Genomic DNA, 18,472 nt, shown 5'->3' on the forward strand with positions numbered 1-18,472 from the left:
TTTTCATATTTTATTCTTACCGAAACGCCAAACCCTATATTTATCAGCCATATAACAAGCTTTCAGCGACTAAATACATCCACCAACGGCGTAACAGGAACACGACACATGAATAACCAGACGACTTTGGTTTACCAATTACTATAACCAATCAGAATAACTCATGACCAATTTAACGTTGCTCTTACCAATTAAATGTGTTGTGCTAAAAGCCTAGTAGGCAATCTTATTACTCGCCACTCGGGGAGCCATATTTTGGCGCATAACTATCCATAGTCCCTATCAACACTGCACCACACTGTAGGTTAGCACTTACACACAAACAAACCCTTTAAGAAGGCGCATCAACCAAAACTAGCGATTCGCAATAGCAATGAACCAAAGAGGCAACTCACAACTCAAAAAAACAGAAGCGGGCTCTATCAAAAATGGAAGACACCTGCTCGGCAGGAAAAAGACAAAAGGAAAGAGAAAGGGAAAGCAGTACTAGTAAACGAGAGTAATAAGCATTAGGAGGATAACCACGCTATCGACTAACACAGTTCTAGCATAGGTAATATTTTACTGCGTAATCTTCAACCCAATGTAGGCCTAGCGGTTTTTAAACGCGAATATCGTGTAGCGGTTACTATTAGCGGTAGATTACCGGTACTATCTGCATCAAAAAAAGCCCCTCACGCAGAAGGGGCTTATAAAACATAACTTACTGTATTGTATTAATTAACAATTACTTCTCTACTCAACATCATTAAACCGCCACTTCTGACGATTATTATTTACTGAGCTGGCAGTACGCACATTTGCACCGTTGTTAGCGCTGCCACCTTGCACCTCCAATACTTCGTTACCGGCTTTGGTACGAATTAAATAAGTGCCGTCCGATTGCCCTTCAATAACCCACTGCTGGTTGGTGTTGCCTTCGCAAGCCCACTGGTGTGCATTATCACTTCCATTATCTGCATCTAAACAAGAGCCACTGTTTAAACTAACCAGCTCAAATGTATTACCACTTACGTGCTGGGCAATCCACTGCTGATTCAAACCGCCGCTGTATGACCACTGCTGAACATTGGTACCGTTACTGGTAGATACACCAGATACATCTAGCGCCTTGCCAGAAGCCTCATTAATTATGTAGTAGGCACCCTCTTCTAGCTCTGCTGCGGGATCTGTTGGATCTGTTGGATCTGTTGGATTATCAGTTTCTACAAATTCAAACCAATTAATATTTAAGCCACCATTAATAAAAACAAAATGTAGCTGTTGATACCCAGCAGAGAGCTGTACAGGCACGCTAATAGTTTGCCAATTCTGCCAACCGCCTGTGCCTGGTATTTGCACATTTGCCAAAACAGTATCACCAACACTTAGCGCAATTTCTCCACCTCCATTTTGACTTGCTACGCGTAAATTAAGAGTGTAACTACCCGCATTCGCCACGCTCACGCCGTAGTCCACCGAATCACCAGCGTCTATCCAACCAATATTTTCGCCACCGCCTTGGTCGCTAGTATTTTCTGTTTGAATACCGCTTGCTAGACAATAACTTTCCGCTTGGATTTTTCCTGCTAGGATACTTACCGTCGCCTCTTCGCAAATATCCTCTTGCACAGGTGGCTCCATGCTCCCTGCTGGCACAATGTGAAATGAATCAATATTAAATTCGCCACCATCTATTACCAAGCGCAACACTTGCTCACCTGCATTCAGCTGTAGCCCACGGTGAAGCGTGCTTACAAACGTTTTCCAACCACCAGTTGCAGGTGTTACTAATATTGGAGAAACCGACTCGCCGTTTACTTCAAAATGAAACTGCCCGCCGCTACTTGCAGACGCACTAGCAATTAACACATCAAAGCTTTGCCCTTGGTTTACATTAACGGAATACTCAAGCCACTCGCCGGCATCTAACCAACCAATGTGATATCCGTTTGCGTTTGCCTCTATATCCACATCATCTGCGCGCAATACGCCGCCGTTGTTACCAGTGCTTACATCTGCGTACGCTGCACCCGCGCCACCAAGGTCGTAATGCTCAGCCTCTACCAACCCAGGAATTTCAATCGAGTTTTCTGCGTATGGGAACTGAGGCAATTCGGGCGGTGCTTGCCACGAGTGCGGGCTTTGCCCCAACCCCGCTTTCCAGCGATAGGTTGCAATCGAACGCGCAGGTACCGATGCATTAAATTGATTCCCCTCACTAATCACATCAAATTGCTGCACGCCGTTGGTGGAATTAGCCACAATTAAAACGACATAGCCATCAGGGTTCAAAAACGCAACATTGGTAACGGTTTGCAACGAACCGTAATTACTTTCTATACGCAGGGCGCCGGGCTTTAGGTATTTACTGAATTGACTCATCAACCAATATTCTGGCGTTTTATACCAATTGGCGTTGTCGCCATCATATTTAACCAATAGCGTGGGATCGAATGCACCTAAGCCGTTATATGGCCCTTGGTTTGCTTCGTTTAGAGTTTGGGTTGTCATTGTTACCCACGAAAGATAGCCAGTAGCCCAATTGCGAAAATGACGTATAAGTGCTTCGTAGCTGCGCTTATTACCATCTGAACTTAACCCCCAAATAGTACCTTCGGTAAACACCACGTCTTTATCTGGGTGAGCATCGTGCAGCTGCCCCATATTTTCAGACACACCACCGTAGTGATGGAATGCAGTGGCATCTACGTAATGGTCTTTGCCCATTGCTTTGAACGAATCCAACTGCAATTTCGCTTGCTGCCAATAATCAAAATTATGGTCTAGTGTCCACAGTTTTACATCAAGCTCTGGGCCATAGTTGCCATCAATATTGTGAAAGTTTTCGTATACCTCTATAAGTAGGTCGCGCTCCATTTGCCATGTTATAACCATGCCGGGGTAAGCCCCTGGTTCGAACTGACGTTCGTTTTGCATGCTTAAGGCATAAATGGGAATACCCTCTGCTTGATAAGCTTCTACAAATTTACGCAAATAGGCCGCGTAGTCATCGAGCATATCCGCTTTAAGCGGGCCGCCATCTACCATGTTATCGCCTTCACGCATCCAGCGCGGCGGGCTCCATGGGGAAGCGAGAATTTTTAATTCATTATTTGTTTCTACGCCAACCTCTACCGCCATACGAATAGTTTCAATAATGCCTAAGCTTTCGTCGCGAGCAATAGAAAACGGCGACGTGGGTGTATCTTGATAGGAATACCACCCCTTCGCATTATCCGGCGCTGGTATTGCGCGTGTTCCATCTGCAAAATCTGACGTGCCTATTGATACACGAAAAAAATTCATTCCCATGCCCTGCACAGGGTCGATAAGTGAACGCAATACTTCTTTTTGTTGTTCTGCTGTTTTGTTTTTTCGAATAGCGTAAACCGTTGTATGCTCTAGCGACGCACCTAAACCAAGCAACGTTTGATACGTTGTGGAAGGGTCCACCTCTAATAACGTACCAGACGTTTGCCCAAGCTGAGTAATAACGCTAGGTGTTAGTTGTTCTAATCTGCGAGGAATATCCGATTCGGGCCACGGGTTGGTATACCAACTCGAGCTCATGGGATTAAATTCGGTAGATACAGTAGCTGTAACACTGTAATCGTCTTGTTGAGATGACGCTGTCGAATTATAACAGCTGGTTAAAGCGCAAAAAATAAACGCGGCTTTCTTTAAATGAAATATGTTTTCCATAGGATACTCATTATTATTTTTAGAAATCGTTCCCTATCAATCTTTGTTCTATTCGGTAATACATTGGGTACTAAAACGCAGCGCACAAAATAGCCTTGTAATATATTTTTAATACCGTGCCCGAAACAACAGCACGCAGGCCGACTATATCCAGCAAAGCAATAACTACTGCTTACTAAGTATTTCTAAAGAGGTGAGAAATTGAGCCTAACATTAACCAAAATAATTAATGTATCTGGCTAGAAAAAGGGGGCGCACCTTTTTCTGTGCGCCCCAAGGGACTACTCATGCTGCAAGTAGAAATTACTGAACAATGTTAAAACGCCATTTTTGACGATCGCTATTGGCTGCACCGGCAGTACGTACATTAGCACCGTTATTAGCGCTGCCATTTTGCACTTCTAATACTTCGTTGCCGGCTTTGGTACGAATTAAGTAGCTGCCATCTGATTGCTCTTCAATAACCCACTGCTGGTTAGTGTTGCCTTCGCAAGCCCACTGATGTGCGTTATCGCTCCCGCTGTCGGCATCCAAACAAGAACCACTGTTTAGACTTACCAACTCAAACGTATTGCCACTTACGTGCTGTGCATTCCACTGCTGATTTAAACCGCCGCCATATGCCCATTGATGAACATTGGCACCGTTGCTAGTAGACACACCAGACACATCTAACGCTTTACCAGAGGCTTCGTTAGTAATGTAGTAAGTACCTTCCTCTAATTCGCCCGTGGCAGGCGGCTCGGTAGGTGGCGTGGTTGTAGCAGGTGTAAACTCAACCCAGTTAACATTTAAACCACCGGCAAGAAAATCTAACCGTAATACATGGTTACCTGCACTTAACGTTAACGGCATAGAAAGTGTTTGCCAGTTTTGCCAGCCGCCGGTGCTCGACACATCAAAGCCACCAACGTTAGCGCCATCTACATTTATGTTTACCTTGCCGCCACCGTTTTGACTGGCAACACGTAACTTAAGAATAAAGTGAGTGTTTGTATCTACATTAATGCCGTAGTCCGCCCAATCACCTGCGTCTATCCAACCGATGTTTTCACCGCCGCCGGAATCACTTGTCGCTTCGGTTTGTAAACCATTCATATCGCAGTAATCTTCTGCCTCTACTTTACTAGGTAGATTTTGCATAAAACCGTCACATGGGTTTACAGGGGGTGGAGGGGGTGGCGCTTGACCTTCACTCACTTCAAACCAATTTACATTCATGCCCGCGCTAGCAAAATTTAAGCGTAAAACATGCTCACCAGCAGGAAGATTGACAGTAATTTGCGTGGTTTGGTACACCTGCCAATCGCCGGTTACTGGCGCAGTGAGGCTGCCAACTTGGCTGCCATTTACCGCTACGTTGATGGTGCCAGCATTAGCATTCGCCGCAACCCGCGCTGCAAAAGTGTACTCACCTGCTGTATTTAGCGTAACGTTGTATTCGGCCCAATCGCCTGCATCTATCCAGCCAATGTTTTGGTTGCCATCAATATCGCCGGTGCTTTCTTGTTGAATACCACTGCTTGCGCAGTGATCTTCAGCTTGAACGCGGCTGGGCAAAGTGAATGTCTGCGCGTTACTGTCATCACACGTTGGTGCGGGTGGTGGGGGCGGAGGCGGTGGTGGTGGCGTATTGCCCGGGTTAATTGCATCGTAAAAACCTTGGTGCCATTGATGACTGCTATGACCATTGCGCACATTATTTTGTGCAAACGCAATCATATCAGCGTACAAATGCGTTGGCGGTGTACCACCATTATTTATATAGGCTTTTACTTGATTGTAGGCCGCGTTTGGTGGAATCGTCCAAAGGGTTTTGTCGTGCGACATTTTTTTGAACGACCAAGGAAAATACCCCGACAAATTTTGCTTAGCCCAATCGGTCATTGCCGCTAAGTTACCGTTGTCGGTTTCGCCGTACTCACCAATAATAAGCGGGATATTGAGGTTGTCGGTAATCGCATCTCGACCCACAGTGTCAGATAGCGGCCCGTAGTGATGCAGCTGATACACCAAGTTGTCATCCCACTGGGAATAAACTCCGGAAGCCGCTTGTACTTCTGGGTCAGTCCAATCTATTTTAGTTAGATCGGAACTCCACCAGCTACCTTCAACCACAATGGTATGGTTATTATCAACTTCGCGAATGGCGTTGCGCATTGTTACCATAGAGCTAAGCAATTCAAACTCGCGAGTTGGCTGCGGTACTGGCTCGTTAATTAAATCGTAACCCCAAACTACAGGCTCATCTTTATAGCGGTTAGCAATATGACGCCAAACGGTAGCGGCAATTTGTACATTATTGCCATCCCAAAATTTTACCGTATCGCGCGGCTGGCTCGCATTCGAATCGACATTGTCTGCGTGATCCCCAGGGTTTTGGTACCCCGGCGCTGCGTGCATGTCCAGCAACACATACATATTGTAAGTGCGACACCACTCAATTACGCGATCGAAATATTGAAAACCGTGATTGCTTAACTGGCCATTTTCCCAAAACATATTGTAATGAAATGGCACACGTACCGAGTTAAAGCCAAGCGCGCTTAAATCGGCGATGGCTTGCTCATCTACATAATTCAATCGCCATTGGTGCTCAAACTCTGCAGCTTTAGCGGCGCTACCGAAAGCATCGGTAAGTGAATTTAAAAACTGGGTGTGAGTGCGATAATTAAAATCGCCCATCATCAGGTAACCTTCCCATAACAACCAGTTACCTAGGTTGATGCCGTTAAAGTTTAGCTCTTCTCCGTTTTCATCAAGAATTCTGGTTCCGTCTGTGTGAACAAATTGTGCGTGGGCAGAAGAGCCCAACATGACACTAAGCATTAGGCCGCACAACAGCGCCCTGCCTAGACCAAGCTTACCCTTGGTATTGTGGTGTGATTGCTTCATAAAAAGCCTCTTATTATTCATTATTTTCTAGCGCTATGTGTTATGCGCTAGTAAAGGGCCATGTAAACTACAATGAACTTCATTATTAGATGGCATCCGAATAGCAAAGAATGTACAGCTAGCTTAAATAATTATTAACGCTTGTGGTTTTTATAACCGTTATAGCCTGATCTATGGATGCAACGTTTTATTATTTTTAGTCTCTTTGCTTCCATTAAACGTTAGCCACATTTACGTCTATATGCGTCCGAACTGACGACAAATTTGGTTCGAATATTTTCTTAATGCATGCAATGGCGTTCGAGAAAGTTCGAACTTGCTGAAAACCTTGCAGCACTAGGCCGGAAGAGTTGAAACCATTTTCACACTACTCGCAAAGATCACTATAAATTAATTGAATCGACTTAAATTAAAGGGAACGAAATTATAATAAAACGCTTGGATGGGAATTTTGGCGTAGAGATATTTAGATACAAAAAACGGCGCGTAAGCGCCGTTTGTATTTGTTTAGTTTAAACATGCGATTCAATTTAAGTTAATCACAAAACTCACAATTCAGTTCTATTAGCTTCCACTGCCAGCAGCTTAATCTATAACTAGCGTTACAACGCTCTGTGCGGGCATGGAATAGGCAAACTTTTGACGGTCGTGCACCAATGTAAATGACTGTAATTGAGTAGTATTATTAAGCACTACTACAACAACCTTTTTCTGCGGCGTAAGAAAAGCAACATTAGGTAAACCCGCCACACGGTGCGAATGGATACGCACCGAGCCTGGCGGTACATGTTTAGCTGCGTGGGCAATAATGTAATACGCGGCATTGCGCTTCACGTTATCGCCATCAATAGTTAGCGCGCCTAAGCAGGCGTCGCATCCACCAAGAGTGTGAGGCTGTAAGTTACTGTCTGCGGCTAAATTCCACTCCAATACCGTTTTGCACCAATTGCGGGTTGCCCCAACAATTAAATTTTCTACATGCCAAGCTACATCGCCCCAAAAGTTGGAATTTGCGCCTACCCACTGCTCAGTAAAATATAAGTGCTTATCTGGGTGAGCATTGTGCACTTGGCTTATGGCATTTACATCGCCGCCATATAAATGGAATGCCGAGCCGTGAATATATTGATTGGCAACGGGGTGATTCAGTACCTCTATGGGGTATTCGGGTTTGTCTGCGTTGTGATCCCACACAATGATTTTTGTTTTTAGCTCTGCCTGCTTAAACGCGGGGCCTAAGTGATTAGCAATAAAGTCGGCTTGATCTTTTGCATGCATGAGCAAGCTTGGGTTATTACCCGGGTGCATAGGTTCATTTTGAATAGTAATGGCATCTATGTTTATGCCGTGCTCAGCCATTGCTTGAACATATTTAACAAAATATTGTGCATATACGCTGTAGTATTCTGGGTTTAGCTCACCACCAATGGTAGAGCCGTTTGTTTTCATCCATACAGGCGGAGACCAAGGGCTAGCCATAAATGTAATATTTGGGTTAATAGCTAATATTTGCTTAAGTATGGGGATAAGAGTTTTTTCATCTTGGGCGATAGTAAATTTTTCTAGCTTTAAATCCACTTCGCCAGGCGGCAAATCGTTGTAGCTAAACGGGGCGGGGTCTAAATCTGATGCGCCTAGGCTTAAACGCAAATAAGACACGCCAATACTGGGCTTATTAGTATTCGCACCATCACTTTGACCAAATATTTCTTGTAATAGCCGCGCTCTAGCTGCGTCACTCATATTGGCTAGGTGAGTTGCACTGCCGCCATTAAGGGTATAGCCAAAGCCTTCCATGGTTTGAAATGCTTGGCTTTTATCTATGGTAATAAGGGGCATTTCGGGGCTGGGAGCTACCGCGTACTTTTCGCCCTGCTCTTCGAACGCCGCACTTAGATCACCGCTGGTTAACCAGTATTGATTGGCTGACGCGGCACAGCTGAACCCCATAACCACTAGGCTTATCGCGCTACAGACGAGTTTAACTTTACGTGCTAGGCGTTGCTTATTTATATTTTTTAGTAACGTCATAATTCTCACTTAATGTTTATAGGAACCTCTGAATAACCCCAATTACTCTTTGCGAGAGCCAAAAGTAATTGGGGTTATTCAGAGGTTCCTATACAGCTAAAACACAACTTTAAGCAGTGCTTACAAAGTTTGCGTTCGGCTGCGCTTTTTTTCGTTTAGCCAAACCCTGAATATAGTTAAAAATAGGTAAGTGCTTTTTGCACAGCTTGCTTACCTATGCGCTCACCAATAATTCTGCCGGGAATATCATCTGCCGGCGGATGAATACCACCCCATATTCTGGATAAGCTGCATTGATCGGCGGCATCGCGATACGTAGCCCACTGCAGAGACATATCTGTTGTTGGCCCCTGCTCAAACACTAAGAAATTATTTTGTTGCATATGGAATTCGCCTAAGCCACCGGGGAAGTATTCACTACCAGTTAACTCTGTTAGCACTTCGGCCGCGGCACGTGAATAAGTAGAATGACCGGACACATATCCCGCAAAAGGCGGCGTAACAAAAGTGGGACGCTGATAAGGCCACCAATTTTCTGCCAGAATCCACCCAGCACCAGCGTGATCGGTTGCGGGGTTTGCTATGTAATCTGGCCCGCGCCACGCGAATAGTTTTATTTTGCCAATATGCTCGCCTTCGCTGCCGGCAAGCTCATCGCCTTCCTCAACCAGCTCAATATAACCATCGTAAAGGGGGAGGCCTTCGGTGTGGTAAGAAGGTAATGCAGGGTTCGACGATTGCCCAAGTTGTGCCATTGCGCGTATAGCCGAAACAGGTCGGATGTAATCGTAATAACCTTTTATACCCCAAGCGGTTACTGCGGCATCATGCATTGCTGCGCCTAAAGCGAAATAGGTTTTTATATCCCACTCTAAAGGCCCAACTGCATTGCCGGTGCCCTGTATTTTTCGTTGCAGCTGCGGGTTGTCGCTTATGCTATTTAAAATAACAAACCAATGACCAGGGGGTGTTTCAGAGTCTGGCCCGTCAGCCCAAAACTCTGCAAGTACACGACTGTAATCACCCAGTTTTACAATTTGCGGGGCGTAGGGTTCGCCAGTGATGGGATTTAATGCATGGCCGGTGCTCGCATCGCCCCCCATAAAGGTTTTATAAAACTGATCAAATTCTTCAAAATTACGCGGTAAGTTATCTATATTGAAGTTACCTAAGCTCGCGGGGGATATATCTAGGGTTTTATCGATGCTTGCATCCATATGACCAGACCAAATAGCCACCAGCGCAAAATTCCATTTATATTGTTCGGCCAACATACCCGTTGCTTGTGGCGGTGCACCGGGGTCGTGATACACGTTGTAAGTAAAGTTGTCGCGCTCATAGTGTGTTTTATCACTCTCGCTTAACGCGAAGGGGTTAACAGCACCCCACTCTGGCCCTAAAAACGGTGGCAAACTTGCAACGGGGTTACCGGCTTGATCTATGGCTTGCGAAAGTGAAATTGCTTGCCAGTGATTTAAGTCAATAATATTAGGGTTGCCCGGCAATTCCGGTTCTATTGGCGGGTTTACCGGTTGGTAATAATTATTGGCGTAGCCGTTGGCTTCGTTGCTGCCATCCTGCAAGCCGTATTGAATGTAACATTCGGCAATATGGTTACCTAAGGCTGCAGCGCTGCCATTGGCGTAATCGGTACTGGTGATATTTTTATCTAACCCAAGCTCAGCCATTAATGCATCCGCTTCGGTAAAAATATAAGCCGCACCTGGCGATTCCACAAACCTGTGTTTTATTAGCCGGAATGCTGCGTAACTTAACGCTTGCTCGCGATTAGTGAAGGCATCGCTACTATTGCTAAACGAGGAGAACTCACAGCTAAAGCCCTGCTCGGTTTTACCCAACAAATAGGGGCTGCTAGCATTTGTGCTACTATCAAAAGCAGCCCAAGCATCGAACATGGCTGCTGAAATATGAAACAAATTACGGGCATGTACGGTGGGTCGTGCGTAGTCGTTACGAATAGCTTCAAGCAACACTTCATTCCACTGCCGCGCAACCGACGGCGCTTGAGTATCTTCCCGCGCTGGCGCGCTGGGCGAACCGGAATTTGGAGGGTTATCCTCGCCTTTTGGCTGAGAGCTGCCTCCCCCACAAGCGAATAAAAAAGAAACACACCCACCAACAAAAACACTTTGCAAAAGCTTTTTTACAACTACCCCCACAAGCTCACCACTTTTTATTATTAATTTTTATAAATTTTTATAAGCACTCGATTTACAAACACTAATCTCTAAACATTAATTGCTAAACACTATATTTATAAGCAATTAACCTATAAACACTTAATCCTTAAGCACATAAACCAGATAGAAATTAAAAAGCCTCTACAGTAAAAACACATTCACCACAAAAACCCTTTTAATTCCTATCTAGCGGGGCCAAAACCCACACCAGATAGGATTATTACAGCTACTAATAGCTAACTTCTAATCACTAGCTTCTAGCTATTAGCTGTTAGCTATCCTATTTAATTTCAAACCAATTCAAGTTCCATTGGTTATCTATAGACTCTAAACGTAGCGTCGAACGACCTTCTGGTAGCGTTATTTCGTAGGTATTGGTTACGTAGTCTTGCCAGCCACCGGTGTTAGGTACGGTAACAGTGGTAAGTACGTCGCTGCCAATTTTCACTTGGAACTGCACATCACCTACTTGGCTAGCCAAGCGGAAGTCGATGCTATAAACACCTGCAGTAGGAACATTAATTTCATAATCCACCCAGCGGCCGGTTTCGAAGCTACCAATGTTAGAGCCACCACCTATGTCGCTAGCGCCTTCGGTGTTAACACCAGGGTGAGCTGCGGTATAGTTTTCAGCTTCTATTTTGCTAGGCACGGTGTAGAAGGTTTCACCGGTTGCAATAATGTCGCTGCCGTAGCCTTCGTCACTGTCGTTAAACGCTGCAACGTAGTAGTAGTAAGTTACATCTGCCGTGGAGGTGTTATCGGTATAGGTTGTGGTATCACTTTCGCCTACAACAGTAAAACCAGAACGCGGTGCAGTAGAGCGATAAATTTTATACCCTGTTACATCACCCGTAGCACTTGCCCAGGTTAAGGTGGTAGCCGCAATACCGTTGTCGTCTGCCGCACCCAAAGTAAAGGTAACATCGCTGGCAGCGCCTGGAATGTTAGTAAATACAGAGGCAGGTGCAGCTGAAGTAAGCGCATCCTTAACCCAATCGTTTACAACATAATCCATATTGCCGTACGCGAAGAATGAGAAGTAGTTTTCTATATCTTCCACCGTCGCTTCATTTACATTAATAGAAGGTAATGCGCGGCCAGTGACATCAACCCATTCTTGCGGCATCTCTGGTACTAAATAAATTTCTGCCCAAGTATCGGTACTGTTAGCATCAATAAACTTACCAGAAATGGTGTAGCTTTCGCCGCCGGTTACTTCTACCGCTTGATAAATTACTGCATGGCTACCCGCTGGAGAAACTGCGCGGAAAGCTGCACCGGTATCACTACCTGCAAATTCACCTGCGGCGTAGTCGTAATCGTAATTGCGCTCGTCACCCCATAAAGATATTTCTGTCCAATCGGCTTCAGAACCCGCACCAAAGCTACCATTAGTAACGATGTTATTGCCTTGTGAATCTACCAATTGAATTTCGTCGTAGATAACATCTACTTGAGTAAAACCGCCGGTTTTAATAGCGAGGTACATAGTTTTAGTGCCTTCGCCTTCGTACGGTACTGTTGCACGCGCAGACACATCACAGGCGGTGGCAAAAGTATCTTCCCAACCATCACAACCCCACGTTTGCGCTTTAACTAACAGCTGGTTACCGTTGTTGGTCACGTAGCCCCAAGTACCATTACCCAAACCACCAGAAGGCGTAGTAACTTTGTAAGACCAAGCCGTCGCGGCCCAATTTAGGTCGTTGTAGGTATCGAATGTAGCGCGAGTAATTTCGCCGCCCAACTCACCTAAACCATTCCAAGGTTGCATTTCACCAACTAGCATTGGCGTGTATACATCGCGTGCTTGTTTTGCCCAATCACACACGCCGGTATCGCCCGCTTGGCCGCAAGTTAACCAGTCGCGGTGTACTTCGTAGCCTATGTCACCCCAACCAAATAAGCCTGGGTAAAAGTGCGGTTCAAACGCAACGTTTTCCATTCCGTAATCAAGCGGGTCGCCATACGCTGTAATACCGTCGGCATTGTGGCCAGCAAGAATTACGATGTGATCTTCATCGTATTCGCGCACTGCGTCGTAAAGCTCGATTGAGAAATCGCGCAGCGTGGCAGAATCTGTACCCCAAGGTTCATTTAATAAGCCGTACCCTGCAACAGTGGCTTCACCGTTATAGCGTTCGGCAATTTTGCCCCACAGCCATTTGGTGCGCTCTTGATACTCTTCGCTTTCCCACAACATATTCTGGCCTTCGCAACCAGTATGTTGCTCATAACCTTGGCCACCAGCAGCACCGTGCAAATCGAGCACTACGTAAATTTCACGCTCTTTTGCTTCGGCTATTGCCCAATCTAAATAATCCCATGCGTTTTCTTTTAACGTCATTGGGTTAGCATCGTCTTCGATTAAGTTGTGAGGGAAAGGAACACGCACAAGGTTAAAGCCTGCTTCGTCAATTACGTCCCAATCTTGTTCTACAAACCAACTATCGCGGTGCACGCTAATTAATCGGTCTTTTTCCGCTTCGCCAAAACGCTCTTCGAGTGTAGCTTCTAATGTACACTGATCGGGTATACCTGCGCCTAGCGGATCGTTACCGTTGTCGAACATCCAAAATTCCATGCTCAACCAGTTGCCTATGTTAATACCACGCAAAGAAACTTTTTCGCCCGCTTGGTTCATCCATAGTGTGCCTTCAGCTTTTAGCATGCTGTAGCTTTCTGCGCCCGCTGCGGGTTCTTCAAAAGCTGGCGGTACAGGTACAATATTTTGTGGGCCATTGGAGCTACCACCACAGGCCTGTAAACCAATGGCAGATGCAATAAGCATGGTGCTTAGTGCGAGCTTTTTACGTGTAAATATTTTGGTACTTTTCATAGTTACCTACCTCTATTAGACAAGCTTAATTTTTATTAACGTTATTGTGCGCTTGGCACTGATTATTTTGTAAATGCACATTGGGCAGACCGCACCCGGTGCTTGTACTTTGCTTACTGTTTAAATTCGTTTCTGGTGTTCACATCCGGATGAGTAACGGTAATTGTTTGGTTTGCAGCCACATTAATTAGCGAACGACTTCTGCCATCTGGCCATTTTATTAGCACTTCGCTAACCACATCTGTTTGCCCTAAGCCAAACACCTGCTGCACAGGGTTTTGCGAAATAAAATTACTGCCTATTTGAATTTCGCGCATTTGCTCTGTGTTTTGCGTGCGCACGAATATGCGCGCACCCGCAGCTTGCGTATTCGGCGCTAGGCCTTGCAGGTTTACAGTGAGGTAATTGTTCGGTTGGTTCGCTGAACCGCCAAATGTGTTGTTTTGGTAAAACTCAAATGGCTCTACGCCCACACCTAAAACAAATAGGTCTGTATCGCCATCGTTATCTGCATCAAAACACACCACGCCTCGGCCATGCTTGGTAGAAATAATACCGTTCTCTCTTGCTACCTCGTTAAACCGAATTGTTTGATTGGTGGCACCTTCGCTAATAAATAACCGTGAGCGGTCTTTAGAAAAATCCAAATCAATAAGCGCTGCATCCCAACCATTTACGTGAAAGATATCTAAGTACCCATCTAAGTTGAAATCGGCAAGGCATGCTGCCCAACCCCAGCCGCCATCCTGCACCCCCATGGTATTGGTGGTATCGGAAAACAACTGTAATGCGCCTATGTCGTTGGTTTGATTTTGGTAAAGACGGTTGCCAGGGGAATCGAAAGTCAAAATAGCAGAAACAAACCAATCTAAATCGCCGTCGTTGTCTATATCGCCAACGGCACTGCCCATTCCGTTCTCATCTTTTATTGCGCTTTCGTTTGCGTTGTAAAAACTACCGGAACCCGAGTTGATAAAGACTTTACTGGTACCAAAATCTGACACCATCAACAAGTCGGTGTAACCGTCGTTATTAATATCCGCAAATGCGCCTAAAAAGCTGTAATCGTGATTTTCACCGAGTGTGGCGTTACTGGTAGGCCTAGCAATTATTTCTGAGGCCAACCCCACTTGAGCAGTTACGTTGATAAAACCAGCACCTGCGTTATTGCGAAACAAGTGTTGTTTTTCTATGCGCGCAGGGGTACCCCAATGCGCAACAAATAGATCTAACCAACCATCACCGTCGTAGTCGCCAAAGCTTGAAGATATGGTGTGCTGGGCAGCGAGGTTTTTTAAGCCCCATTGTTCAGTAGCATCAATAAATACCTGTTCACCGTTTTCGTTAATACTGTTAAGCATTAAGTAATTGCGGTGCCCTTCAATACCACCTATAAATAGGTCTAAGTCGCCATCTCCGTCCACGTCGGCAAAGGTTGGGCCGCATCCCATTTGGTCTGCAATTGCTAGCCCTACCTCTGCCGCCATTTCTGTGAATTGATTGTTGCCTTCATTTTTATACAGCAAATGAGGCCCCACATCCCCGCGCACAATAAACAGGTCCGTTAAACCATCGTTATTAAAATCCCCACTGGCCACACCGCCGCAAAATTTTTGCACATCGGAAAGCGAGCCGGAATTTTTGTAACCTTGGTAGTAACTTATATTGGTGCTTTGGGAAACCTCAGTAAAAAGCTTAACGTTGCTGGCACCGCTTTGCTGGCCACCACTTGGGTTACCTGCTTGGCTTGCCTTTTGCGCCGAAGGCGAACTGCTGCCCCCGCCGCAAGCCGCGAGGCTTGCAACAAAGCCAACCAACGCGAAACGCAAAGCGCTTTTTACTAGGTTTAATTCACTCACTTTTTTTACCACTCGATAAAAAGTTATTGTGCTTTTACAGCGCTTAGAACTGCGCGTTAAAACGAACACCCATGGTGCGCGGTGCAGAGAATCGACCAGGGAAACCTTCCGCTGTACCGTTATCTACTGATGCGCTAGATTGAGTCATTTCGTCGGTAGCGTTGTTGATAAACAAATCAACAGTCCAGTCGCTGCCTGGGTCGAAGGTCACACCTAAGTTAACTTTGGCGTAGGCCTCTTGCCCTGCAGGGTTGCCGTAATAAAAGCCCGTTTGTTCAACATCGTTAATCATGTTGTTGATAGGTGAGCGGTTTTCGTTTTGATCGCGGAAAAATACTTCGTCGGAATACATCACGTTAATACGTGGCGTAATTACACCTAACGACGTATCAAAATCCCAACGGAAGGAAGCATTCACAGAATACTCTGGCGCTTGTGGCAAGCGATTACCGGCCAAATCATAGAAGCCTGTTTCACCGCCGTTTTCATCCAACACCGGCGTGTTGTTAGTGCCAAAGCCCGCACTATCTACAATGTAATCAGTGTATTCAGCATGTAAGTATGCACCTGCAAGCGAGAAAACACCTTGGCCTACACGCCACGTAATTTCAGTTTCCAAACCACCAATTTCTGCACCAGCCACGTTGGAGTTAACAATTTGGTTTAGGTCTTCGTCAAAACCAGAGCGAATAAGGTCTTCGTAGGTCATAAAGAATGCCGCCGAGTTCCAACGGAAGGCGCCGGTATCTAACTTGTAACCCAACTCGTAGTTGGTGCTGTTTTCTGGGTCGGTAGATTGCCCACCATCTTGAATAACACCCGCGCGGTAACCTGTTGCCACACTGGCGTATACCATTGAGTCGCCCCACTCGTAATCTGCACGCGCTAGATAAGTTGTTTGCGTAGATTCAGCTTCAACATCGTTGCGCAGTGTTGCAGCACATTGGCCGCGTACGCGCTCTTTGCCAGTAAAATCATCTAAGCCGTCTGCGCCTTCGGCACCGGTGCGGTTATCAAGGAAATCTTCAAACACAGAAAGGGCAGAACCGCCAAGCGTTGGACGAATAAATTCATTTTCGCAATCCTGAACGTTGCGACCGCCACGATCGTATTTCAAATCGTCGGTATAACGAATACCACCAGTAAGTGTTAATGCATCAGTTACCCTGTATTTTACTTGGGCATAAATAGCTGCAGACTCTGCACCACGCGCAGGCTGTATGAAGGAGTTACCACCTTGCAACCAGCTACCTTGGCCGTCGAAATCAAAACGAATGCCGGTTTCTTCGGTGAAGAAGTAGGCACCTACTGTCCACTCAAGCTTGTCGCTATCGATATTTTGAATTTTTAATTCATGGCTATTGGCAACAGAATCTTGATACTCCGTACGGCCTTCTTGGAAGCGAGAAATAACGCCAGCGTCTTGATCCACCACCTGCTCGCGGTGCAAATCACTGCCACCGAAAATGTACTGCATGTTAATGCCATCGGTGATGTCAAAATTCACCGTAGAGCGCAACACGTCACTCTTCATTTTTTTAGATACGGGCGAATCGATAAAGGCTTCGTACTTACCCTCTTTAACCAAAACAGGGTTTAGCAACAAACCGCCTACACCTTGATCGGTGAAAGTTTCGTAAGAAAGCACCCAAGAGAGGTTGTCGCGAATATCCCACAAACCAGTAACACGCGCTGAACGCACATCGGAATAGTTCAAGCGCTGACCTACGTTAGCACTCCGACCAATATCTATACCGCTGAAGTTGTGCTCGGTACCGCGCGGGTCTGTGCTTACTGCTTTCACCCAACCGTCGTCTTGATCGGAAATACCTGCAATACGGAAAGAGAGGTTATCTAACACAGGCAAAGTAAACCCAGCAGATATTTGCTGACGGTTAAACGATCCATAAGTCACACTCATATCCGCTTCAAACTCGTTGCCCGGGCGCTTAGTTTGTAGCAATACCGCACCACCGGTGTTGTTACGACCAAACAAAGTACCCTGTGGACCGCGCAAAACCTGTACGTTTTCTAAGTCGTACATCAACGCCAACGCGCCCTGTGCACGTGCAGCATAAACGCCATCTACATACACACCCACGCCTTGGTCACCGGTTTCAGTTGGGTTGTTGGTGCCCACACCACGAATAAAGATTTTAATGTCCGACTGCTCTTCTTGGCCCGACACCACAAGGTTAGGGGCAAAACCGCTTAAGTCAGTCACATCGGTAATGTCGTTTTCAACCAATGCTTTTTGCGAGAACACACTTACCGCAATTGGCGTGCTTTGCAGGTCTGCTGCACGGCGCTCTGCGGTTACCACCACTTCCTCTAGTGCGCGAGTAGTGTTATCTGCCTCTTGCGCAAAGGTTTGGGCAGCGCCACTGGCGGCAACAATGCAACCAATAGCTAAAGATAAGGGACGCTTAATACTCATAGGATTTTCCTTCGTTATAGTCATTATTTTGAATGAACAAATCACCACGCTCGGCAGCTAGTACAAAAGCAGAATTGGGAGCGAACCAAACCGCTGCTACCCACCAAGCTGTGCACTTATATTTGTGATCGTGGGTTGAGAGTAACGCCAGCATTTTGAAGCCGTCGTTCGAGGTGGATACGTTAGTGGGTTCGGTTAAAAATTGGGGGGAGGGAAAGCGTACGAGCACAGTAGAACGGGGTTTGAATACAGGCGAACCCCTCGTCAATAGCGGCCTGCGGCGCGGTCACGCAACCTGCTACCCAGCCTGAACAGACCTGTTTGATACGAGAAAAAAGTTCGCTTACGCGTCAAAAAAAGAGCTAGCGAGCCACCCTAAACGCGATTTGAACACTGTTTTAACATTAGCTACGCCACCTTTAACACGCCGCGCAAACCGGCAAATAAAGTGAGAACTACTTGTTGATTCCCTATAATTGAGCATCACGCTGCCTACCCTGTTTAAGTTTTTCTGCAACGAATC

The 18,472-nt window shown here is 45.9% G+C and carries 7 protein-coding genes; all 7 read right to left on the minus strand.

The window, feature by feature from the left end; translation table 11 throughout:
* Positions 1-735: 735 nt before the first annotated feature.
* A complete protein-coding gene (locus tag SDE_RS21470; RefSeq protein WP_011469465.1) occupies positions 736-3,684 on the minus strand; it encodes a carbohydrate-binding protein in 2,949 nt (982 codons plus the stop codon).
* 303 nt (positions 3,685-3,987) lie between these two features.
* Positions 3,988-6,579 carry a carbohydrate-binding protein gene (locus SDE_RS15650; protein WP_011469466.1) on the minus strand — a complete coding sequence of 864 codons (2,592 nt, stop codon included), beginning with the start codon at positions 6,577-6,579 and terminating at the stop codon, positions 3,988-3,990.
* 585 nt (positions 6,580-7,164) lie between these two features.
* Positions 7,165-8,610, minus strand: a complete 1,446-nt coding sequence (locus SDE_RS15655) for a glycoside hydrolase family 30 protein (protein ID WP_011469467.1) — start codon at positions 8,608-8,610, stop codon at positions 7,165-7,167.
* Positions 8,611-8,786: 176 nt separating this feature from the next.
* Positions 8,787-10,790 (minus strand): vanadium-dependent haloperoxidase, encoded by a 2,004-nt coding sequence (locus SDE_RS15660; protein ID WP_011469468.1) that lies wholly within the window; start codon positions 10,788-10,790, stop codon positions 8,787-8,789.
* Positions 10,791-11,091: 301 nt separating this feature from the next.
* Positions 11,092-13,653 (minus strand): carbohydrate-binding protein, encoded by a 2,562-nt coding sequence (locus tag SDE_RS15665; RefSeq protein WP_011469469.1) that lies wholly within the window; start codon positions 13,651-13,653, stop codon positions 11,092-11,094.
* 113 nt (positions 13,654-13,766) lie between these two features.
* On the minus strand, positions 13,767-15,512 hold the full coding sequence (locus SDE_RS15670; RefSeq protein WP_143710910.1) for a CRTAC1 family protein: 1,746 nt from the start codon (positions 15,510-15,512) through the stop codon (positions 13,767-13,769).
* A gap of 43 nt (positions 15,513-15,555) precedes the next feature.
* Positions 15,556-17,949 (minus strand): TonB-dependent receptor, encoded by a 2,394-nt coding sequence (locus SDE_RS15675; RefSeq protein ID WP_011469471.1) that lies wholly within the window; start codon positions 17,947-17,949, stop codon positions 15,556-15,558.
* Between the last annotated feature and the right edge of the window lie 523 nt (positions 17,950-18,472).

Origin of the sequence: Saccharophagus degradans 2-40 (genome assembly GCF_000013665.1) — a bacterium.
Taxonomy (GTDB): Bacteria; Pseudomonadota; Gammaproteobacteria; order Pseudomonadales; family Cellvibrionaceae; genus Saccharophagus; species Saccharophagus degradans.

Bases quoted from the DNA above. Each gene is read 5' to 3' on its own strand.
- SDE_RS15675 (WP_011469471.1), bottom strand. From the start codon at position 17,949: ATGAGTATTAAGCGTCCCTTATCTTTAGCTATTGGTTGCATTGTTGCC.
- SDE_RS15665 (WP_011469469.1), bottom strand. From the start codon at position 13,653: ATGAAAAGTACCAAAATATTTACACGTAAAAAGCTCGCACTAAGCACC.
- SDE_RS21470 (WP_011469465.1), bottom strand. From the start codon at position 3,684: ATGGAAAACATATTTCATTTAAAGAAAGCCGCGTTTATTTTTTGCGCT.
- SDE_RS15650 (WP_011469466.1), bottom strand. From the start codon at position 6,579: ATGAAGCAATCACACCACAATACCAAGGGTAAGCTTGGTCTAGGCAGG.
- SDE_RS15655 (WP_011469467.1), bottom strand. From the start codon at position 8,610: ATGACGTTACTAAAAAATATAAATAAGCAACGCCTAGCACGTAAAGTT.